This window comes from Dehalococcoides sp. THU4 (assembly GCF_043231265.1).
GTDB classification, from domain to species: Bacteria; Chloroflexota; Dehalococcoidia; order Dehalococcoidales; family Dehalococcoidaceae; genus Dehalococcoides; species Dehalococcoides mccartyi.
Map to the genome: position 1 here is coordinate 946,697 of NZ_CP171266.1, position 20,885 is coordinate 967,581.

At 48.5% G+C, this 20,885-nt stretch carries 24 protein-coding genes and 1 tRNA gene; 12 read left to right on the forward strand and 13 right to left on the reverse strand.

Translation table 11 applies throughout. The features are described 5' to 3' along the window. The first annotated feature begins 10 nt into the window (after positions 1-10). Genes atpF through ACE6F3_RS05065 form a run of 6 tightly spaced genes read left to right on the forward strand, consistent with a single transcriptional unit; the run spans position 11 to position 5,356 of the window. The gene (gene atpF, locus ACE6F3_RS05040; RefSeq protein ID WP_010936336.1) at positions 11-520 is read left to right on the forward strand and encodes a F0F1 ATP synthase subunit B; all 510 of its coding nucleotides are present in this window, start codon (positions 11-13) and stop codon (positions 518-520) included. A 20-nt stretch (positions 521-540) separates the two neighbouring features. Then, positions 541-1,083 carry an ATP synthase F1 subunit delta gene (gene atpH / locus ACE6F3_RS05045; RefSeq protein WP_010936337.1) on the forward strand — a complete coding sequence of 181 codons (543 nt, stop codon included), beginning with the start codon at positions 541-543 and terminating at the stop codon, positions 1,081-1,083. A gap of 22 nt (positions 1,084-1,105) precedes the next feature. Continuing rightward, the gene (gene atpA / locus ACE6F3_RS05050; protein ID WP_278812835.1) at positions 1,106-2,617 is read left to right on the forward strand and encodes a F0F1 ATP synthase subunit alpha; all 1,512 of its coding nucleotides are present in this window, start codon (positions 1,106-1,108) and stop codon (positions 2,615-2,617) included. 24 nt (positions 2,618-2,641) lie between these two features. Then, positions 2,642-3,499, forward strand: coding sequence for an ATP synthase F1 subunit gamma (gene atpG / locus ACE6F3_RS05055; RefSeq protein ID WP_010936339.1), 858 nt, complete (start codon positions 2,642-2,644; stop codon positions 3,497-3,499). A gap of 15 nt (positions 3,500-3,514) precedes the next feature. Next, positions 3,515-4,909, forward strand: a complete 1,395-nt coding sequence (gene atpD, locus ACE6F3_RS05060) for a F0F1 ATP synthase subunit beta (protein ID WP_010936340.1) — start codon at positions 3,515-3,517, stop codon at positions 4,907-4,909. Between the two features lie 24 nt (positions 4,910-4,933). After that, the gene (locus tag ACE6F3_RS05065) at positions 4,934-5,356 is read left to right on the forward strand and encodes a F0F1 ATP synthase subunit epsilon (protein WP_010936341.1); all 423 of its coding nucleotides are present in this window, start codon (positions 4,934-4,936) and stop codon (positions 5,354-5,356) included. A 72-nt stretch (positions 5,357-5,428) separates the two neighbouring features. Here the strand turns inward: ACE6F3_RS05065 and rimM are convergent, their stop codons facing one another. The 3 genes from rimM to rpsP form a co-directional block, all read right to left on the reverse strand. Next, the gene (gene rimM / locus ACE6F3_RS05070) at positions 5,429-5,932 is read right to left on the reverse strand and encodes a ribosome maturation factor RimM (RefSeq protein ID WP_324665267.1); all 504 of its coding nucleotides are present in this window, start codon (positions 5,930-5,932) and stop codon (positions 5,429-5,431) included. Positions 5,933-6,019: 87 nt separating this feature from the next. Then, on the reverse strand, positions 6,020-6,247 hold the full coding sequence (locus ACE6F3_RS05075; RefSeq protein WP_010936343.1) for a KH domain-containing protein: 228 nt from the start codon (positions 6,245-6,247) through the stop codon (positions 6,020-6,022). Between the two features lie 15 nt (positions 6,248-6,262). Next, positions 6,263-6,511 (reverse strand): 30S ribosomal protein S16, encoded by a 249-nt coding sequence (gene rpsP, locus ACE6F3_RS05080; protein WP_010936344.1) that lies wholly within the window; start codon positions 6,509-6,511, stop codon positions 6,263-6,265. Positions 6,512-6,656: 145 nt separating this feature from the next. Between rpsP and nfi the strand changes: the two genes are divergently transcribed. The 5 genes from nfi (at position 6,657) to ACE6F3_RS05105 (ending at position 12,020) form a co-directional block, all read left to right on the forward strand. Continuing rightward, a complete protein-coding gene (nfi, locus tag ACE6F3_RS05085) occupies positions 6,657-7,328 on the forward strand; it encodes a deoxyribonuclease V (RefSeq protein WP_324665259.1) in 672 nt (223 codons plus the stop codon). Between the two features lie 114 nt (positions 7,329-7,442). Beyond that, a protein-coding gene (prfB, locus tag ACE6F3_RS05090; RefSeq protein WP_148311191.1) for a peptide chain release factor 2 occupies positions 7,443-8,532 on the forward strand; the annotation gives its coding sequence in 2 pieces (ribosomal slippage) (positions 7,443-7,499 and positions 7,501-8,532; 1,089 coding nt in all). Beyond that, the gene (locus tag ACE6F3_RS05095) at positions 8,529-9,755 is read left to right on the forward strand and encodes a peptidase MA family metallohydrolase (RefSeq protein ID WP_324665256.1); all 1,227 of its coding nucleotides are present in this window, start codon (positions 8,529-8,531) and stop codon (positions 9,753-9,755) included. The genes prfB and ACE6F3_RS05095 overlap by 4 nt, the downstream gene beginning before the upstream one ends. Before the next feature lies 1 nt (position 9,756). Beyond that, the gene (gene radC / locus ACE6F3_RS05100; RefSeq protein WP_392655056.1) at positions 9,757-10,425 is read left to right on the forward strand and encodes a DNA repair protein RadC; all 669 of its coding nucleotides are present in this window, start codon (positions 9,757-9,759) and stop codon (positions 10,423-10,425) included. Positions 10,426-10,427: 2 nt separating this feature from the next. After that, the gene (locus ACE6F3_RS05105; RefSeq protein ID WP_324665252.1) at positions 10,428-12,020 is read left to right on the forward strand and encodes a peptide ABC transporter substrate-binding protein; all 1,593 of its coding nucleotides are present in this window, start codon (positions 10,428-10,430) and stop codon (positions 12,018-12,020) included. 123 nt (positions 12,021-12,143) lie between these two features. Here ACE6F3_RS05105 and ACE6F3_RS05110 read toward each other — a convergent pair. From ACE6F3_RS05110 to lysS, 5 genes are all read right to left on the reverse strand, one after another. Next, positions 12,144-12,233: transfer RNA gene (locus tag ACE6F3_RS05110), tRNA-Ser, on the reverse strand. Positions 12,234-12,390: 157 nt separating this feature from the next. After that, the gene (locus tag ACE6F3_RS05115) at positions 12,391-12,675 is read right to left on the reverse strand and encodes a hypothetical protein (RefSeq protein ID WP_010936350.1); all 285 of its coding nucleotides are present in this window, start codon (positions 12,673-12,675) and stop codon (positions 12,391-12,393) included. A 222-nt stretch (positions 12,676-12,897) separates the two neighbouring features. Beyond that, the gene (locus tag ACE6F3_RS05120; RefSeq protein ID WP_324665250.1) at positions 12,898-14,019 is read right to left on the reverse strand and encodes an aminotransferase class I/II-fold pyridoxal phosphate-dependent enzyme; all 1,122 of its coding nucleotides are present in this window, start codon (positions 14,017-14,019) and stop codon (positions 12,898-12,900) included. 16 nt (positions 14,020-14,035) lie between these two features. After that, positions 14,036-15,277 (reverse strand): serine--tRNA ligase, encoded by a 1,242-nt coding sequence (gene serS, locus ACE6F3_RS05125; RefSeq protein WP_324665248.1) that lies wholly within the window; start codon positions 15,275-15,277, stop codon positions 14,036-14,038. A 31-nt stretch (positions 15,278-15,308) separates the two neighbouring features. After that, on the reverse strand, positions 15,309-16,805 hold the full coding sequence (lysS, locus tag ACE6F3_RS05130; protein ID WP_324665247.1) for a lysine--tRNA ligase: 1,497 nt from the start codon (positions 16,803-16,805) through the stop codon (positions 15,309-15,311). A gap of 230 nt (positions 16,806-17,035) precedes the next feature. On the opposite strand from lysS, the gene ACE6F3_RS05135 reads away from it, so the two are divergent. Continuing rightward, positions 17,036-17,206 carry a hypothetical protein gene (locus tag ACE6F3_RS05135; RefSeq protein ID WP_010936354.1) on the forward strand — a complete coding sequence of 57 codons (171 nt, stop codon included), beginning with the start codon at positions 17,036-17,038 and terminating at the stop codon, positions 17,204-17,206. A 23-nt stretch (positions 17,207-17,229) separates the two neighbouring features. On the opposite strand, the gene recO is transcribed toward ACE6F3_RS05135, so the two are convergent. The 5 genes from recO to ACE6F3_RS05160 form a co-directional block, all read right to left on the reverse strand. Further along, on the reverse strand, positions 17,230-17,991 hold the full coding sequence (recO, locus tag ACE6F3_RS05140) for a DNA repair protein RecO (RefSeq protein ID WP_041341576.1): 762 nt from the start codon (positions 17,989-17,991) through the stop codon (positions 17,230-17,232). A gap of 126 nt (positions 17,992-18,117) precedes the next feature. Beyond that, on the reverse strand, positions 18,118-18,840 hold the full coding sequence (locus ACE6F3_RS05145) for a DNA alkylation repair protein (RefSeq protein WP_324665244.1): 723 nt from the start codon (positions 18,838-18,840) through the stop codon (positions 18,118-18,120). Position 18,841: 1 nt separating this feature from the next. Then, complete coding sequence (gene corA / locus ACE6F3_RS05150; protein WP_324665242.1) at positions 18,842-19,906, reverse strand: magnesium/cobalt transporter CorA; 1,065 nt, start codon at positions 19,904-19,906, stop codon at positions 18,842-18,844. 38 nt (positions 19,907-19,944) lie between these two features. After that, on the reverse strand, positions 19,945-20,559 hold the full coding sequence (recR, locus tag ACE6F3_RS05155; RefSeq protein ID WP_041341583.1) for a recombination mediator RecR: 615 nt from the start codon (positions 20,557-20,559) through the stop codon (positions 19,945-19,947). Between the two features lie 20 nt (positions 20,560-20,579). Then, a complete protein-coding gene (locus ACE6F3_RS05160; protein ID WP_010936359.1) occupies positions 20,580-20,879 on the reverse strand; it encodes a YbaB/EbfC family nucleoid-associated protein in 300 nt (99 codons plus the stop codon). Positions 20,880-20,885 lie beyond the last annotated feature (6 nt).

Consider the following 20,885-nt stretch of genomic DNA (forward strand, 5'->3'; position numbering starts at 1 on the left):
GAGGAAACCGGTGGAAAAACTGGCAGAACTGGGAATAAATATACCTTCTTTCATAGCCCAGGTTGTAAACTTCGGTTTACTCTTAGGTCTGCTGTATCTGTTTGCCTATAAACCCATTCTGGCTAAACTTGACGAGCGTTCCGCCCGTATCAAGGAAAGCATGGAACGGACAGACCAGGTAAAAGAGCAGGCCCAGCGGGCGGAAGAAGAGTTTAAAAAGAAGATTGGCGAAGCCAGCCAGCAGGGGCAACTGGTGATTGAACGGGCTGTAAAGACCGGTGATGAAATCCGCCAGAAAGCCATAGAAGAAGCTAGGGCTGAAGCTGAAGCCATGCTTAGCCGCGCCCGGACTGAAATACGTCAGGAGCGTGACGAAGTAGTGGACCAGCTGCGCAAGGAATTTGCCGAACTGACCATTTTGGCGGCCGGTAAGGTTATTGACCAATCTTTAGATAAAAAGGCGCATCAGGCGCTGATTGACAGTGTGCTTGAAAATAGCACCAACCTGCGGAAAAATTAAAAGAGAGCAACGGAGAAGCAGTGGCCAAAAGAGTTTATGCTATAGCTATGCGTTATGCGCAGGCATTATACGAACTGGCTAAGGAGCAAAAGTCTCTGGATAAGTGGCAGGAAGATTTACAGGATCTTTCCAGTCTTACAGAGGATGCTTCGGTTGCAGAGTTTCTCAGCAACCCCAAAATTGCCTCTGCCAGAAAACACAAGGTCCTTGCCAAGCTGAGCAATATAGACCCGCTGATGCTGAACCTGGTGGATATGCTGGTGGCTACCCGCAGGCTGGGTATCATGAGGGCTGTTTCAGGTGAGTACAACCGTTTGCTGAATGAGGCCAGAGGGGTGGAGGATGCTATTGTAACCACTGCCAAGCCTTCCAGCGAAGCGGATATTGAAATAATCAGACAGCAGTTAAGCAAGATAACCGGGAAAAAGATAAATGTAGTAACTGCAACAGACCCCGGCTTGATAGCTGGTCTGAAAGCCAGAATCGGGGATAAACTGATAGATGGTTCTGTCAGCCGGAGGCTGGTCTTACTGCAAAACGAAATCAGTCAGGGACGTATTTGATAACCCTCAGGAGGTGGCGTAATTGAGCGCACGTGGTCAAGATATAGTATCTATCATTAAAGAGCAGATAAAAGAATTCGGGGCACCGGTCAGTATGACCAGCGTCGGTTCGGTTATCGAAGTAGGCGATGGTATCGCCCGTATTCATGGTCTTTCCAACGCCAAGTACAACGAACTTCTGGAATTCCCCGGCGGTGTTATGGGCATTGCCCTTAACCTTGAAGAAGACAGCGTAGCCGCTGTTATCCTGGGTGACGATTCCAATATTAAAGAAGGCGATGAAGTAAAGGCTACCGGCCGTATATCTGAAATTACGGTTGGTAAAGGTATGATAGGCCGCGTGGTAGACCCCTTGGGCCGCCCTCTGGACGGCAAAGGTCCTATCAAGGCTGAAACAGTCCGTCCTCTTGAACGTATCGCCCCCAACGTAGTTGACCGTAAATCGGTAAATACCCCGGTTCAGACCGGTATTAAGGCTATTGATGCCATGATACCCATCGGCCGCGGTCAGCGTGAGCTGATTATTGGTGACCGTTCAACCGGTAAAACCGCCATTGCTCTGGATACCATTATTAACCAGAAGGGCGGAGACCTGGTTTGTATTTATGTGGCTATCGGCCAGAAAGCTTCTAAAGTAGCCCGGACAGTAGCTTTACTTGAGCAGTACGGCGCTATGGAGCACACTATCGTGGTTGCGGCCAACTCTTCTGATGCGGTTGCTTTGCAGTATCTGGCACCTTATGCCGGCTGCGCTATCGGCGAAGAGTTTATGGAACAGGGTCAGGATGCTCTTGTAGTCTATGATGACCTTACCAAGCACGCTTGGGCTTACCGCCAGCTTTCCCTCCTTCTGCGCCGCCCGCCCGGCCGTGAGGCTTATCCGGGTGACGTATTCTACCTGCACAGCCGTTTGCTGGAACGGGCTGCCCGCCTTAACGACAAGCTCGGCGGCGGTTCGCTGACTGCTTTGCCTATTATTGAAACTCAGGCCGGAGACGTTTCGGCTTATGTACCTACCAACGTTATCTCCATTACTGATGGTCAGATTTACCTTGAACCTGATATGTTTAACTCCGGTATCCGCCCTGCGGTCAACGTAGGTATATCGGTATCCCGCGTAGGTTCAAGCGCCCAGACTAAGGCCATGAAAAAGGTTGCCAGCAAGCTGAAGATGGATATGGGTCAGTATCGTGAACTGGCCGCTTTTGCCCAGTTTGGTACTTCCGAACTGGATAAAGCTACCCGTATGCAGCTTGAACGCGGTCAAAGAATCACCGAGGTACTTAAACAGGGACAGTACCAGCCGGTACCTATGGCTAATCAGGTTGCTATCCTGTATGCCGCACTCAACGGGTACCTTGACAGTGTAGAAGTGGCTAAAGTACGTGATTTTGAAAGCGGGCTTTATCGCTTCCTTGAAGCGAACTTTGCTTCAGTGCTGAACAATATCACCAAGGAAAATGCCATCTCTGCTGAAACCGAAACAGCCCTTAAGACCGCTTTGGATGATTACAAGAAGGGTTTAGTAGTATAAATTTCGAACCTGGCGGGAAGTTAAATGGCTAATATAAGAATAATAAAAAGGCGTATCCGCAGTGTCCGTAACATAGCCAAGATTACCAGGGCTATGGAAATGATTGCGGCCTCTAAAATGAAAAAAGCCCAGGAACGCGGTCTGGCGGGTAGGCCTTACAGTGAAAAAATCACCGAGGTTATTGCTGCTTTGGCGGCTTTACCCCAGAGCGGTGAAATTTTGCACCCCTTGCTTGAACGCAGGCCGGTTAAAAAGATAGCCGTACTTCACATAACCCCTGACAGGGGTCAGTGCGGCGGCCTGGTTGCCAATATCAACCGCAAGACCGGTACGTTTATGCTGGAGCAGAAGATTCCGGTATCTGCCGTAGTTGTAGGGCGTAAGGGTGTGGATTTTATACGCCGTATCAAACAGCAGATGCGGGCAGAGTTTATAAATCTGGGGGATAGGCCCGGCTACCTGGATACCCTCCCCATTTCCAGAGTTATTATGGATGACTTTATGAGCGGGGAAATTGACCAGGTTTTTATTGCCTATACTCAGTTTGTAACTACCGCCGTACAGAAGCCTGTTCTTGAGCAGCTTTTGCCGGTAGTGCCGCTGGAATTGCCTCCCGGCCAGAATCTGGAATATATTTATGAGCCGGAATCAGCTACTGTTTTAAATTCGCTTTTACCCCGTTTTGTTGAGATGAGTGTGTATCATGCCATTCTGGAGTCTATTGCCTCAGAGCAGTCAGCCCGGATGGTAGCTATGCGCAATGCTACCGATAACGCCAAAGAACTTATCGGAGAGTTGACACTTGTTTACAACAAGGCTCGTCAGGAATCTATCACTAATGAGCTTTTGGACATCGTCGGCGGAGCTGCCGCGCTGGCCTAATTCTAGGAGGATATAATGGCAAACGGAAAGGTTATACAGGTAATTGGTTCGGTTGTTGACGTAGAGTTCTCGGCAGATTCCATGCCGGCTCTGTTTAACGCATTGGAAATTCCCCGTGATAACGGCAAGATGGTGCTGGAAGTGCAGTCACACGTCGGTAACAACCGCGTAAAGTGCCTTTCCTTTACTCCTACCGATGGTCTGGAGCGCGGCGCCGAGGTTATAGATACCAAAAGGCCGCTTTCAGTTCCGGTAGGCCGGAATACTCTGGGGCGTATCTTTAACGTGCTGGGTGAACCTCTGGATAACAGGGGTGATGTAAAAGCTGAAAAGACTATGCCTATCCACCGCTCGGCACCCGCTATGGACGAGCTGGAATCTTCTGCTCAGGTACTGGAAACAGGTCTTAAAGTTATTGACCTGATTGCCCCCTTTGCCCGCGGCGGTAAGATTGGTGCTTTGGGCGGCGCTGGCGTAGGCAAGACAGTGCTTATTCAGGAACTTATACGTAACATTGCTACCGAACACGAAGGGTTTTCGGTCTTTGCCGGTGTAGGTGAACGTTCCCGCGAAGGTAATGACCTCTGGCATGAAATGGAAGACTCCGGCGTGCTTCCCAAAACTACCATGGTATTCGGTCAGATGAATGAGCTTCCCGCTGTACGTCTGCGTATTGCTCTTACCGGCCTTACCATGGCCGAATATTTCCGTGACGAAGAAAGACAGGACGTGCTCCTGTTTATTGACAATATTTATCGTTATACTCTGGCCGGTATGGAAGTATCCGCCCTTCTGGGGCGTATGCCTTCCGCTGTAGGTTATCAGCCTACGCTGGCTACTGAAATGGGTGCTCTGCAGGAACGCATTGCCTCCACCAAACAGGGTTCAATTACTTCATTCCAGGCTGTGTATGTACCGGCAGATGACTATACCGATCCCGGTGTAGTCGCCACCTTCGGTCATCTGGATGCTATGATAGCCCTTGAGCGTTCACTGGCTGAACAGGCTCTTTATCCGGCGGTAGACCCGCTGGCTTCCAATTCCCGCATACTTGACCCTCAGGTAGTGGGTGAGGAACACTATCAGGTAGCCCGTGACGTGCAGAAGGTTCTCCAGCGCTACAAGGACCTGCAGGACGTTATTGCTATTTTGGGTATGGAAGAACTTTCTGAAGAAGATAAACTCACAGTTGCCCGTGCCCGCCGTATTCAGCGTTTCCTGACTCAGCCCATGTTTGTTTCCGAGGTATTTACCGGCCGTCCCGGTCAGTATGTATCTCTGGCTGAGACTATCCGCGGGTTCAAGGAAATCCTTGAGGGTAAGCATGACAGTTTGCCTGAACAGGCTTTCTATATGGTAGGCACTATTGATGATGCCGTAGCCGAAGCTAAAAAGCTAAGCGCGGCCTAAGTATTATATCTGGCAGGTAAAAAATTGGCTAAATTAAAGCTGGACATAGTAACTGCGGAACGTTCGGTCTTTTCCGAAGAGGTGGATTTGGTGGTTGCCCCCGGTATTGAGGGTGAAATGGCCATACTGCCTCATCATGCCCCGCTGATGACAGCTTTGCAGGCGGGGGAACTTAAGGCCAAGATAGGCTCTGAGGAGTATTCTATGGTGGTTTCCGGCGGTTTCCTTGAGGTGCGGCCTGACAGGGTAATTGTACTGGCGGACAGCGCCGAAAGGGCTGAGGAAATTGACATTGCCCGGGCTACCGAGGCTAAGAAGAGGGCTGAAGCCCGCATGGCTGACAAATACGAGCCCGGTATGCTGGCTGCCGAAACAGAGGCTTCGCTGAGACGGGCTATGATACGCCTTAAGGTGGCTGAGAAGCGGCGGAAACGCCCCTCTGTTTAGTGGATATTTCATTACTTACAATAAAAGCCCCTCTAAACGAGGGGCTTTTTGTTTAAGCGGCGGAAACTAAATCTAGTCAAGCAGGCCGGGGATAGGGTCTATTATCACCTGGCCTTTTTGCAGGTTTATTCCCTTGACCACATCTTTGACTGCCGGTATCAAGGCCTCCTTGGTACCGTAACTACTTACGTATATATCGTTTGAGGGCATATGGAGTATTTCCTTTATTTGCCCTATTTTATTACCGGACAGGTCTGCCACTTCCAAACCTATCAGCTGAAAGTCATAGTAAACGCCCTTCGGCAGTTTTTTCAATGCAGCGGCAGGTATTTCTACCTGAGCACCGCTAAGCTCCTCAGCGGCATCAATACCGGTTATTTCGCTCAGGTGAACAATCACCTGGGCTTTTTGCCAGCTGGTCTGGCTTATGGTATATGGCGCGCGTCCTATCAGGAGTTCATTCCCGGCATCAAAGCGTTCGGGGAAATCAGTCAGCACCTCAATTTTGAGACCGCCGTTTATACCCCATACTCCCAGCACCTTGCCTATTAAAATATATTCTTCTTCTTGGGTCATTTCTTTCACATATTAATAAGGTCAACCCGAACCGCGGCACCGGGCCGGGGGAGGGGTTGACCTTAGATAGGCCTTAACTTGATTTAACTAAAGAATTTCAAGACGGGCGCGCTTACCGGCTTTAGCCGCTTTGACCCGAATGAGGGTGCGCATTGCCTGAGCAATTCTGCCCTGCTTGCCGATAATTCTGCCCTTATCTACATCAGCTACCTTTAGAGTCAGCTTTATGCCTTCTTCTTCAGGTTCTTCTGTCACTACTACATCATTTGGCTCGTCAGCTAACGATTTGGCGATGTACTCGACAAGTTCTTTCATGGGATCTCCTTTTGTTTAGTTAGAATTAACGACGCCGGCCTTTTTCAAAAGACGGGCAACCGTATCCGTAGGTTGAGCACCTTTACCAATCCAGTAGAGGGCTTTTTCAGCGTTTATTACCACAGTTTCAGGATTAGTCATGGGGTTATAGGTGCCGACAAGGTCCGTATAAGTGGCATCACGCGGCGAACGGGCCTCAGTTACGATTATCCGGTAGCAAGGCTTCTTGGGGGCTCCGATACGAGTGAGTCTGATTTTCAACATGATTGTTTACCGCTTTACCTTTTTTGCTGGTATTATGACTTATCGTAGCCAAGCTGTCAAATAAGCCGTTAGTGTTGCTTAGCCCCAGGAAGGTATAAATATATACAAATTATCTCTGTAGTTATCTAAAAATATTAGATATAATGTGAATGTGAAAATTAAAAAGCTTCATGATTGGGATATGACGCCCTCTCAGGCAATAGCTCTCCAGCGTGAGCTGGCCAAGAAAGTGTCTGTTTGCGGTACTCTTCCGGATATACATCTGGTTGCCGGGGCAGATGTCTGGCACAGCCGCACTTCAGGTATGGGCAGGGCAGCAGTAGTGGTGCTTAGTTATCCTGACATGCAGCTGGTGGAAGTGAGCCGTTCCGAAGGGCATTGCCATTTCCCGTATATACCCGGCTTGCTCTCATTCCGGGAGATGCCCCTTCTGCTTTCTGCCTTTGAGGGGCTGGAAAATATACCTGATTTAATTCTGATGGACGGGCAGGGTTTAGCTCACCCCAGGCGGCTGGGTATTGCCTCTCATTTGGGGCTTTTTTTAAATAAACCGGTTATAGGTTGCGCCAAAAGCCGTTTGATAGGTGAATATACCGCTCTGGACGAAAGTGCCGGCAGTTTTTCAGATTTGTATCATAACACAGAGCTGATAGGGCGGGTTATGCGCACCCGCCAGGGGGTAAACCCTTTGTTTATCTCTGTGGGGCACAAAATTTGCCTTGAGGAAGCCTGCAGTATGGTTGCAGAATGCTGCCGGGGATACCGTCTGCCAGAACCCACCCGTCAGGCCCACCTGGCGGCTGCCGAGCTGATTTAACCCTCCTTCCGGTATTATCATATCCGCCCATAAATGGTATTCTATATAATGCGGGTTTGGGTATGCAGCCCCTAACCGTGGTCTGTTTTCAGCGTTATATTTAAAAGAGGTATTATGCAAGACATATTAAGTGAACTTAAGAGCCGCATTCTTTCCGATATGGTGCGACTTTGACATTGCTGCTAAAGAACTGGAAATAACCGAACTGGAAAGTGCCTCTGCCAGCCCTGATTTCTGGCAGGACCAGCAAAATGCCCAGAAGGCTATGAAAAAGCTGGCCGCCAACAAGCGGGTTTCAGAGGTTTGGCGGGGTTTGGAGCAGCGGGTAAATGACCTATCCGAACTGTTTGTATTAGCTCACGAAGACCCTTCTTTAGGGAATGAAATAGAGCGTGAGGTGAATACTCTTACCGCCGAGATTGATACTCTGGAAGTAGGCTTAGCTTTTTCCGGCCAGTATGACAGCCGGAATGCCTTGCTTACGGTGCATGCCGGAGCGGGCGGGGTAGAGTCTCAGGACTGGGCTGGTATGCTTCTGCGGATGTTTATGCGCTGGGCAGAAAAGAAGGGTTTTGGTATGGAAGTACTAGACCAGAGCCCCGGTGAAGAAGCCGGTATAAAGAGTGCCACCCTGCAGATAGAGGGTGAATATGCTTATGGCTTTCTGAAGAGCGAGCATGGGGTGCATCGCCTTATCAGGCTCTCCCCATTTGATGCTGACCACGCCCGCCATACTTCGTTTGCTTTGGTAGAGGTAATGCCTGAAGCCGAAGACAGTGTGGATATTGATATAAAACCGGAAGATATTAAAATTGATATGTTCCGTTCCAGCGGTCCGGGCGGACAGAATGTTCAGAAAGTTTCAACAGCGGTGCGGGTTACCCACATACCTTCAGGGATTGTGGTTGCCAGCCAGACAGAACGCAGCCAGCACCAGAACCGTGAAATTGCCATGCGGATACTGGCCTCCAAGCTGCTGGCGGTGGAGATTGCCAAGCGGGCGGAAGAACGTGCCAAGATTAAAGGTGAGCGTATTTCTGCCGAATGGGGTAATCAGATACGCAGTTACGTGCTCCACCCCTATAAAATGGTCAAAGACCACCGGACAGATTATGAGGTGGGTAATGCGGAAGCTGTACTTGAAGGTGAACTGGACGGCTTTATAAATGCCTATCTCAGGCAGAATATAGGAAGGGAAGAATGAAAAGACATCTGTTAGCCCTGGGGCTTATGCTGGGGATGCTGCTTGGCGGGTTATTTCCTGTATCACTCAGTGCCCAAAGCTCCATTAGTATAGACAGAAATAATACAAGTATTACCTTTCCCAGCAGTATCGGCTTCAGTATTACAGCCAGCAGTACCAGCAATATTACTGATATTAGGCTGTATTATACGGTTGAGCGTAAAAGTTTTGCACAAATATACAGCGAATTCGTATTGGAAGTTACCCCGGCTCTTAGCGTAAGTGCATCATATTCATGGGATATGCGCTATACCGGCGGTATGCCGCCCGGAGCTAGGGTTAACTACTGGTACCGGATAACAAATGAGGATGGAGATATTCTCATCAGCCCTATCCAGACCCTGGTGTACAATGATACCCGCTTTGACTGGCAAAGTATTTCTGAGGGCATGCTTGAAATTTACTGGTATGAGGGTGACCAGGCCTTTGCTGAGGAACTAATGGAGTCAGCTCAGGCGGCGCTGGTGCGTCTGGCGGCAGATACCGGTGCCGAACTTAAAGACAAGGTTACGCTCTATATTTATGCCAATTCTTCAGACCTGCAGAGTGCTATGGTCTTTCCGGCTGAATGGACTGGCGGAGTAGCCTATACTGATTTTAATGTGATTGCTATAGGTATAGCATCATACGATATTGACTGGGGTAAAAGGGCTATTACCCATGAGCTGGCCCATAAGGTGACCGGCCAGATTACCTCTAACCCTTACGGTGATTTGCCGGTGTGGCTGAATGAGGGCATTTCTATGTATGCCGAAGGTAATCTGGAAGCTGTATATGTAAATTATCTTATCTGGGCTATCAATCAGGATAAACTTATTTCGGTTCAAAGCCTGTGCAGCCCCTTTTCAGCTAATTCGGCTGATGCATATTTATCTTATGCCGAAAGCTTTACTCTGGTGAATTATCTTATTACTAATTATGGTTCTGAAAAGTTTTCAGATTTGCTGGAAACCTTCAGCCACGGTGCCGGTTATGACGAAGCATTGCTGGCTGTTTATGGTTTTGATATCCAGGGTTTAAACACCAAGTGGCTGGCTGCTTTAAAAGACGGTACTATTGAAATTCAGCCGGTCAGGGCCATTATCCTGACACCCGGGTTAGTAGTCCTTTTTACCATAGTAGGCGGGGGCAGTATTATAACCGCTTTCTGGTTATGGAGTAACAGAGTTGCTTCCCGCACCTAGAATGCGTGATTTGCCGCTGGCCGAAAGACCCAGAGAACGGCTTCAGTCTTTGGGGGCTGGGGTGCTTTCCTCAGCTGAACTTCTGGCGGTTATTTTGGGGCGGGGAGTAGCTGGTGAACCGGTTTTACAGAGCGCTCAGCGCCTGCTTACCCATTTCGGCGGTCCGTCAGGCATAGCCTCGGCCAGCGTAGAGGAACTTTCAAAACTGAAAGACATAGGTCTGGCCAAAGCCTGCCAGCTGAAGGCTGCTTTTGAACTGGCTAAACGGGCAGGCGGGATTCAGGCTGAATACCAGCCCTGCATAAAAACCCCGGAAGACGTTTTTCAAATAATATACCCGCTGGTCTGTGACGAAAAAAAGGAACATTTTTTCTGCCTGATGCTGGATGTCAAAAGTAAGCTTATCCGGGTAGGGCATATATCTGCCGGCAGCCTGGATGAGAGTGTGGTGCATCCGCGCGAAGTCTTTAAAGAAGCACTTTCGGCCAGTGCCGCAACCGTAATACTGGCACACAACCATCCCTCCGGGGACAGTGAACCCTCGCCGGATGATATCGGCCTGTCCGCCCGCTTAAGAGAGGCCGGGGGTATAATGGGGATAGAAGTGCTTGACCATGTAATAATAGGCGGACAAACTTTTACCAGTTTAAAAAGACAGGGGCTTTTATAATTATGAAAAAAATACTGTTTGCCATTTTTTCTGTCTGCCTCAGCTTTAGTTTAGTGCTGAGCGGCTGCGGTTATGCGCCGGATGATTCCACTATGCCTGCCGGTGACAATGTGCTAACCCTGATTGGGGAAGAGCCGTATACCCTTGACCCGGCCAAGGTGAGCGATACCACTTCGGTTGCCTATATTTACCAGATATTCAGCGGTCTGCTTAAGATGGGAGATGACCTTACCCCGGTTGCGGATATTGCCGAAAGCTGGGAGGTAAGTCCTGACGGGCTTACCTATACTTTTCATTTAAAACCTAACGTGAAATTCCATAACGGCCGGATTGTCACTGCCGCAGATTTTAAATATTCATGGGAGCGGGCGGCCAGCCCGGAAACCGGCTCCAGTACCGCATTGACTTTTCTGGGGGATATTGAAGGCGTAAAAGAAATGACCGAGGGGCAGGCAAGCTCTATCTCCGGCGTTACAGTGGTAGATGATCTGACTTTAAGGGTAAAGCTGGTATCTGCCTGCAGTTTCTTTCTCTCCAAGCTTTCATATGTGACCTCTTTTGTGGTAGATAAGAATAATGTATCTTCGGGCAGTGACTGGTGGAAAAAACCGGTGGGCACTGGCCCGTTTATGCTTACCGAACTTACTCAGGGAAATTATATTATTCTGGATAGAAATCCTGATTATTATGATACTCCAGCCAAGATTTCAAGCGTTATTTTCCGCTTACAGTCCGGTCAGCCCATGGATTTATACGAAGTGGGAGGGGTAGATGTGGCAGGTGTGGGCGCTGATTATCTGGCCAAAGCTACCGACCCTGACGGCATTTTTGCCTCTGATTTGCAGGTAATACCCCAGCTTGGATTTTATTATTTTGCCTTTGTTACCAGCAAAGCCCCGTTTGATGACCCTAAAATCAGGCAGGCTTTCAGTATGGCGGTGGATAAATCCCGCATTATAGAGCTGGTTTACAAGGGAAGTGTCAGCGCGGCCGAAGGTATCTTACCGCCGGGTATACCCGGCTACAACCTGGATATTACCGGGCTTGAGTATGACCCGGAACGTGCCCTTGAGCTGATTGCCGAATCCTCCTATGGCAGCGTGGAAAATCTGCCCACTATTACCCTGACGACTTCAGGCTGGGGCGGGCTGATTACGGCGGAACTGGAAGCTGTAATTGACCAGTGGCGGCAGAATCTGGGGGTAGAAGTGGTAGTCCGCCAGATAGATAACGAAATGTTCTTTTATGACCTGCAGGCAGAAAAAGACAATATTTATTACTCCGGCTGGGTAGCTGATTATCCCCACCCGCAGGATTTTCTGGCAGTACTTTTTGGGACTGGTTCTGCTTATAACAACGGAGATTACTCCAATCCCGAAGTAGACGCCTTGCTGGCTGAGGCAGCTGCCACTCTGGATACCGAGGAGAGTATGCGGCTTTATGCCCAGGCTGAGCAAATACTGATAAATGATGCGGCCTGCCTGAGTTTCTGCTTTGGTGAAAGCTATATACTGGTCAAACCCTACGTAAAAGGCTATAAGCTGAATGCAATGGGGGTGCCTGTTCTTACCGGTGTCACTATTGAAGACCACTAGATTAGGCTGAAAAACGCTCTGAAGAGGTCTCAAGCCAATCCGCTGCTTAGGGGCGGCCTTGCAACACTAAAAAACCCTGGCCGGAAATTTATAACTCCGGTCAGGGTTTACTTTTGGCATAAATGGCGGAGGGGGTGGGATTCGAACCCACGGTTCTCTTTCGGGAACAACGGTTTTCAAGACCGTCACCATAGACCGCTCGGACACCCCTCCAGGTACTGGATAGAGCTAAGGCTAACTCTTTCCGCTATGCATTATCAGAATAAACTGCGGGCATATTATACCTGCTGGCAAATCCGGCGTCAAAGCTGATTTAGGTATCCGTTCAAACATATGGTGTCTGTGTGCTGCAGTCCCAAAACACCGGCGTTTAGTTGGTATTTAAAAGGCGGGCAGTTTTACGGGTATTTCGTTCAATATCTATCAGGCACTGCATAAGCTCGGCTGAGGCAAAAATAAGTACGCCGGTTATCAGCGAACCTAAAATGCCCATAATACCGGCAAAAACCGAAAAGCTGGATGCTATCTCAAAAAACGTGACGCTTTGTCCTGTCATAACGTAAATAGACATAACCAAACCGGCTAGGGCTATCAGCACCGCCAGTATTTTTAAAACTATTATTATGAATTGTAGTACCGGATATCTGCTTCGCATTTTTCAGGTTTCACCTTTCAGATTCGGGTTATATTTTGCGTTGTTTTGGCCATTTAACGGCTATAAATTAGTGTTTATTTGAGCGGCTGTTTTTGTGAACGGATACTTTTAGATAAATGTTTGCTGACAGTCATAAAGCCCCTCTCAAATAATCTAAGGGATATTATAGTCTAAAAAACAGAAAATAAGAACCAATAAATACTAAAAGGCAAATAAGTCTGTTTAGAGGGTTGAGTTTGCCGTTATATAGTCCTCAAAGACCTGCAGCACTTCAGGGAAATCTGCCCGTCCGAATCCGATACGGAAGTGGTTTTGGCCATAGCCGTACACTTCTGAAGGCAAAAGCATAATACCTGCTTTTGCTAAAACCTGACGGCAAAAATCCATACAGAGGCTATTCTTATTCAGACGGGGAAAGCAGACTGAACCGGCTTTGGGCTTTACCCAGCTGAAATCCGCCTTGTGCCTGCCCATAAAGTCTTCAAGCAGCGTTAAGTTTTGGTTTAGCCTGTTCAGTTGGGAAGATATAATAGTTTGCTTGTTTCTAAGGGCTATTACAGACAGTATTTCGTCTGTGGCACTGCCGCAGATGGTAGTATAGTCTTTAAATCCGGCCATTTTGGAAAGCATATCTTCATCCCTGCAGGCAAGCCAGCCGCTTCGCAGTCCCGGCAGGCCGAATGATTTTGAAAGCCCTCCCAGGCTGACAGCCCTTGAGGATTGGTCACAGGCGGCAGGCAGGCGGGTATCAGGGGCATATTCCATCAGGCGGTACATTTCATCTGAAAAGTGCCAAAGATTATGTTTGTTTATTATTTCCAATATGCGGGCGTAGTCTTCCCTGTCCGGCATGGCCCCGGTGGGGTTGTGTGGGAAATTGGTGATTACCAGGCTGGTATTCGGGCGGATGTTTTGAGCCAGAAAATCAGGGTTAAACCTCCAGCCGTTTTCTTCTTCGGGAATCCAGTGGCTTACTTCGCAGCCCAGGGTTTCCGCCAGCTGGTAGAGTGACTGGTAACCGGGAAAGGTGCAGATAACGTGGTCGCCTTTTTTAAGCAAGCAGTTTAAAGCTATAAAAATGCCCTCTTCGGGTACAACAGTTAAGATATCCGCCGGGGCGGTTATTTGATACAGTTTGGCTATTTCATTCCTGAGCAGGGGGTGTCCGTCTGAATAGGTATATCCCAGCTTCAGGTTTTGCCAGAGACTGCGGCACTCGGTATCCGCCAGTGCCAGCAGGGCAGAGAGTGCCAGCGATTCGCAGTCTGAGCTTGACATAAGGTATCTGGCGGAAAACTCATGCCGGGCAAAGTAACGTTCCAGTTCAAAGGGTTTTATCTCCAATAAAACAGTCCTTTTCTTAGCAGATAGCATCCACTCCCATAAAGGGGCGGAGTACTTCGGGAACAACAATGCTTCCATCCGGCTGCTGGTAGTTTTCTATAACCGATATCATCACCCTGGGCAGGGCCAGCCCTGAGCCGTTTAAGGTGTGGACAAATTCGGGTTTGGCTTCAGGGGTGCGGCGGAAACGGACATTCGCCCGCCTGCCCTGAAAATCTGTGCAGTTAGAGCAGGAAGAAACTTCCAGCCACTCGTCAACACCCGGCGAATACATTTCAATATCATAAGACTTGGCTGAACCGAAACTGATATCAGCCGTGACCAGCTGTTTTAAACGGTAGGGTATCTTCAGGGCGTCTGCTATTTCTTCAGCATCTGCCACCATCTTTTCCAGTTCGTCAAAAGAGTCTTCCGGTTTGCAGTATTTATACAGTTCAACCTTGTCAAACTGGTGCAGCCGTTTTATGCCGCGCACATCTTTACCGGCAGACATTTTTTCGCGGCGGAAGCAGGCAGTGTAGGCTACGTAATGAATGGGCAGTTGCTCCACAGAAAGTATTTCGTCACGGTGCAAATTAGTCAGAGGGGCTTCGGCGGTAGGCACCCACCAGTAGTCCTCCTCTGCGTCATGGTACAAATTGTCAGCAAATTTGGGCAGGTTACCAGACGCTACCAGACACTCCCTTTTTATCATGTAGGGCGGGTAGATTTCGGTATAGCCGTGTTTGCGGGTGTGCAGGTCCAGCATAAAGGCAATAAGTGCCCTCTGAAGGCGCGCGCCCTCGCCCTTTAAAATATAAAAGCGCGAACCGGAAAGCTTGATACCCCGGTCAAAATCTATAATATCCAGCGCTTCTCCCAGTTCCCAGTGGGGTTTGGGGGTGAAACTGAAATTACGTTTTTCTCCCCGGTAATAAAGGACTACGTTTTCGCTTTCGTCTTTGCCCACAGGTACAGATGCATCCGGGATATTGGGTACCCTTAGCAAGCGGTCAGTCAGTTTTTCCTCTACTTCTGAAAGCTCGGTCTCAAGCTCGCTTATCCTGCCGCGTAATATCCGCCCTTCTTCAATGGCGGCCTCATCCCGCTGCTTGGCTATTATTTTGCGTTTGGCGCGAAGGGTATCCAGCTCCTGGCTGAGAGTGCGGCGGCAACTATCCAGCTCCAGTATCTCATCAATGGGGGCATCGGTATTACGGGCGGCTACCGCTTTACGTACCAGTTCGGTATTTTCTCTTATAAATTTCAAATCAAGCATGAAAGGTCTCCTTCTGCCAGAGTAATATCAATTATTCCTGTTCGCCCTTGTCTTCCCGGTCTTTCAGTGCGGGGAACAAAATAACCTCGCGGATAGAGTCATGGTTGGTAAGCAGCATCACCAGACGGTCAATACCTACACCCAGACCGCCGGTGGGCGGCATACCATATGCCAGAGCGGCCAAAAAGTCTTCGTCTATACTTTCGGATTCTTCCGTACGCAGCTGATTGCGCTTTTCGAGCTGTTCTTTAAAACGCGCCCTTTGCTCTACCGGGTCATTCAGTTCGGAAAAAGCATTGGCTATTTCCATATTGGCGCAAATGACTTCAAACCGTTCTGTCAGACGGGGGTCTTCCGGCTTCTGCTTGGCCAGCGGGGACATGGCCACCGGGTGGTCAGTAAGGAAAGTGGGTTGAATCAAACGGGGTTCTACAAATTCACCCACCAGCTCATCAACCAGTTTGCCCCAGTCCTTGGCGGGGTCTACCTTCAGTTTGCGGCGGGTCATTTCCGCGGCTAAAGCCTCTTTGGTGGGGAAATCAAAGAAATCTATACCGGCATATTGTTTTACGGCATCACGCATGCTCAGGCGGGGCCAGGGAGGGGTAAAATCCAGGGTGGTATCCCCGAACGGCACGGTGTATCCGCCGCTTATTTCTTTCACCACACTTGAAACCATTTCCTCAAGGAAATCCATAACGTCTTTATAGTCAGCATAAGCCTGGTAGCTTTCCATCATGGTAAATTCGGGGTTGTGGCGGGTGGAAACCCCTTCGTTGCGGAATATCCGCCCTATCTCATATACCCGGTCAAAACCGCCCACAATCAGCCTTTTCAGGTGCAGTTCCAAAGCTATCCGCATATAAAAATCACAGTCCAAAGCCTGATGATGGGTAATAAAGGGGCGGGCGAGTGCCCCGCCTGCCTCAGGCTGAAGAACCGGGGTTTCTACCTCCAGAAAACCTTTGCTGCTCATAAAGCTGCGGATGGCACTGATAACCTGGCTGCGGGTAAGGAAGGTCTGGCGGGCGTCCGCATTGGAAATAAGGTCCAGGTAACGCTGGCGGTAGCGTTTTTCCACATCCTGCAGGCCGTGCCATTTCTCAGGCAGGGGCAGCAGGGATTTGGAAAGCAGGCTTATTTTGGTGGCTGCCAGACTGGGTTCACCGGTGCGGGTACGCATAAGGCTTCCCTCCGCACCTATAAAATCACCCAAATCCAAATCTTTAAGCAGCTCTATACTGGCTTCGTCAAGGTCATTCTGGCGGCAGAAAACCTGTATTTTGCCGCTGCCGTCACGTATATCCATGAAAGAAATCTTGCCCATGTCGCGCAGGGTCATAATCCGCCCGGCAATCCTCAGAATTTCCTTTGGCGGGTTCTCCTGTTTTTCCAGTTCGGCCAGCAAGGCAACTGCCTGGACACTGGTATGGCTGGGGTGGAAAGTGGCTGGATAGGGGTTTATACCCCGGCTCTTTATCCGTTCCAGTTTTTCCATCTTTTGGGCGTTCAGATATTCTTCCGGCATAGACTACTCTCTTGTAACTGGGATTTTCAAAGCTATTATATGCTATCACTGCAGCTATGGCAAAGATAATGCCTGTGGTTTGTTTAGTTTGTTAAAATTTATTAAAGGTATAAAAGGGATAAATGGTATAAGAATATTCCAGATAATATTTGAAATATTATATAAAAGTGCTATAATTTCTGGCGTTCCAGAGCAAAGTCACAAATAATACAAAATGGATAAAAAAACACATGGATGTATCAGAGTCTATTATTCCTATTATTGTGGGTATAGTTCAGGTAGTTTTTATTGTGGTGCTGTTAGCTTTGGGAATATATAGTTTTAGAAATCATTATTCTAAAAAACACTTGGATACAAAGGATATTCCGGCAGAGGAATCCCGTGAAGACCTCTTTTTTTAACCGCTGTCCGCCTTGTTTTCCGCTTATAGATTAGCCATTCTCAGGCTGTCCAGCCAGAGCAGGGCTTTGGGTTCTTTTTCCAGCACAAAGCGGATATTGGCACGTATTGCCAGCTCCAGCTCAGACAATATTTCCCGGTTGATTTTCAGACGGTATATGTTCGGGATATCATTTTCCTGAATATAGCGCAATACTTTCACCGCATTTACCGAAATAGGTATGCCGGTTTGGGTATTCCGGCAATCAGGGCAGATTATGCCGCCGCTTTCCGGGCTGAAATAATTGGTGGTAGCCAGCAGTTTCTGGTGGCAGTTGGCACACTCACGCAGTTCCGGTTTGTATCCGCTCATTTCCAGCAGGTGTATTTCAAAATATTTGGTACATAGTTCTGCCTGAGTTGTATTGTCCAGTTCCTCCAGGGTGGAAAGCAACAGCTGAAAGATAGCCGGGTTGGCAGATTCCTCGGGTGAGAAGTGAAAAGCCAGCTCACAGACATAAAAGGCCATGGCCGAAAGCTGAAGGCTGCTGCGGATGTTTAGAAAACTCTGGATAGTCTGGCTGCCGGTTACCGTATCTATAGCTTTGCCTCTGGCCAGAGATACTTCCGAATAACAAAAAAGCTCCAGGTGGCCTGAAAGTTTGCTTTTGGTTTTTCTGACGCTTTTAGCAAAACCCTGTATCAGCCCCAGGTCCGGGGTGAGCAAACTTAAGATACGGTCAGCTTCCCCGCATTTGGTCTTACGAACTATAATTGCTCTGGTTTTAAAGTCATGGGGTTTGGTCATTTATAATCTGTCTTTTCGGTTTTGCTAAGAGTATTGCCTGATGTTTGGTCTTTACCAAATGATATTATATGTTTAAGCTCAAAAGGTAAAGCGGTTTCGGGTCTTTTGAACTTATAAGCCGGGTTTTTAGCTGTGAGGCTGTTTTTCCTGTTTGATTGCCAGACGTTTTTGCACCTGGGGGCTTTTTAATTCACGCAAAGCGTCTGTAGCTATAAATCTGGCGCTTCTGGTATTTAAGTCCAGTATCTCCTGCCCCAGGGCTATAGCGGCCTGGTTTAAGCTCAGATTGCGTTTGCCTATCTGGCGGAGTGCCCAGTTAACCGCCTTTTTTACATAATTGCGTTCATCAGATGCTTCTGCCAGCAGGCGGGGGAAAAAGGAGATAAATTTTTCATCCGCCGCTTTTTTATCATGGACTGCCAAAGCGGTAAGTAATACAAAACCCGCCCGTTTGACGTATTCCTCCCGGCGGTAGGTCCAGGCCAAGGCCTGTTCGTAAGCAAATGGGGTTTTTGACCAAAGGTTGTTGCAGCACAGGTCACAGATATCCCATGAATCCAGGTCTTTGACCCAGCTTTCCATCTCCTCTTGGCTGACCTTTTTGCTTTCAGCAATCAGGCTGGCCATTATACGGGCTTCATGAATACCCGAATCCCAGAGTAAAAGTGCCAGGGCATGATTATGCCCGGCGGATTTGGCAAGCGGGCGGATATCTTTTACGCTCACTCCCAGGGTATTGGCGCTGGATATACCGAAGCGGGCCATACCAGCCACATTATCCGCATTGGCCAGTGATTTAAGCCGGTTTATGAGTGTGTTGTATTCTATCCGGATGTTTGTGTCTGACAATTTAAAGCCATTTCTTCCGCTTGAAAAACAATACTAATATTAAAGCTATGGCTAGCATGAATAAAAGTATACCGGGATACCCCCAACTGAAGCGGAGCTCTGGGATATCAAAATTCATGCCGTATATGCCTACGATAAAGGTCAGGGGTATAAAAATGGAAGCGAATATAGTTAAAACCTTCATGACCTCACTCATGCGGTTGGATAGGCTGGAAAGGTAAATATCTATCATGTTGGAAAGCATATCCCGGTAGGTTTCGCCGGTATCTATCTGCTGGATAAGGTGGTCATAAATGTCACGGAAATATATGTGGCTGCTTTTATCTATCAGGGGCGTTTCACTGCGTTCAATGGCTGCCACGGTCTCCCTGACCGGCCAGATAGATTTACGGATAAAGAGCATTTCTTTTTTGGCCTCTGAAATCTGTTTGAGTGTTTGGGAGGATGGGGAGGATAGAAGTTGTTCTTCTATTTCGTCCAGATAATCTCCGAAGCCCTCTATCAAACTGAAATAGCCGTCTACTATTATATCCAGTATGGAATAGAGCAGATAGTCTGCTCCTAGTTTCCGAATCCGCCCGTTATCTGACTGTAAACGTTGGTGAATGGGGTTAAAAATATCACTCTGGTGTTCCTGAAAACTTATCAGGAAGTTTTTACCCAGTATCAGGCTGATATGCTCTGAGCGGGTTTTCTTAAGCTCGGAATCCCAGTGAAGTGCTTTGATAACGGCAAAGAGGTAATTGCCGTAGTCTTCCAGTTTGGGACGCTGCTCGGTATTGACCACGTCTTCAAGGGTAAGGGGGTGAAGGTTAAAGCATTTACCCAGTTCCTCCACCATAGCAGTATCCTGAAGGCCGCTGACCTTTACCCAGACTATGCCGCCGGACTGTTTAACCTGGGTACTGCAGTCCGCCAGGGTTTTTAAAGGCAGCGGCTGGTAGGAATCCGGAGTATACGAGCTAAGGCTGAGGCTGGCTGGCTCTGTCTTTCCTTCGCCTATAAATACTACTGAGCCTGGCAGCATACCTGCCTTCTGGGAGTATTTTTTAGATTGTCTGGTCATAGCCTGCCTCCTTTCGGGCTCAAGTCAGGAAAGGAAAACTAAAAGTTCTGGCGTCCCTCCATGGCCCGGCTTAAGGTTACATCATCAGCATATTCCAGTTCGGTTCCAAAGGGTAAACCCCGTGCCAGTCTGGTTACTTTTATACCCAGCGGGGTTATCAGGCGCGAAAGGTACATAGCGGTAGCCTCACCCTCGGTGGTGGGGTTGGTAGCTAAAATAACCTCATCTACCTGCCCGTCATTCAGGCGGCTCATAAGTTCGTTTATGCGTATATTTTGGGAAGTGATGCCTTCGGTGGGGGAAATAGCCCCGTGCAGTACATGGTAATAACCGCGGTAGACGCCCACGTGTTCCAGTGCCAAAATATCCTGCGGCTGTTCCACCACGCAAATCTTGTTTGCTTCGCGTTTGGTATTCTGGCAGATTGGGCAAAGCTCACTGTCAGCCACGTTAAAGCAGATACGGCACTGGCTTATCTGGTTCTTGATACTGCGGATAGTATCTGAAAGAGCCAGAACCTGTTCTTCAGGCGCCCGCATCAGGTAAAAAGCCAGCCGCTGGGCGCTTTTCGGGCCTATGCCCGGGAGTTTGCCCAGCGAATCTATAAGCTTGTTTACTGCACCGGCTGTAGACGGTAAAGAAGTATCCTTCAACAAAGTCTCCTGCCGAAATATTACATCAGACCCGGAATTTTAACATCCCCCATCAGTCCCTGCATTTGCTTTGAGCCTTCTTTTTTAGTCTCTTCGTAAGCATCATTGAAAGCTTTAGTCAGGGCATTTTCCAGGTCTTTGGGTTTGGACGGGTTGATGATGTCAGGTGAAATACTGAGGGACAGTATTTTTTGCTGGCCGTTCATCTTTATCTTGATAGCACCCTTGGCGCTTTCAGTCTCCACTATTACTTTTGCCAGTTCTTTCTGGGCTTTGTCCAGCTTAGACTTAAGCTCCATGGCCTGCTTAATCATGTTCATGTTCAC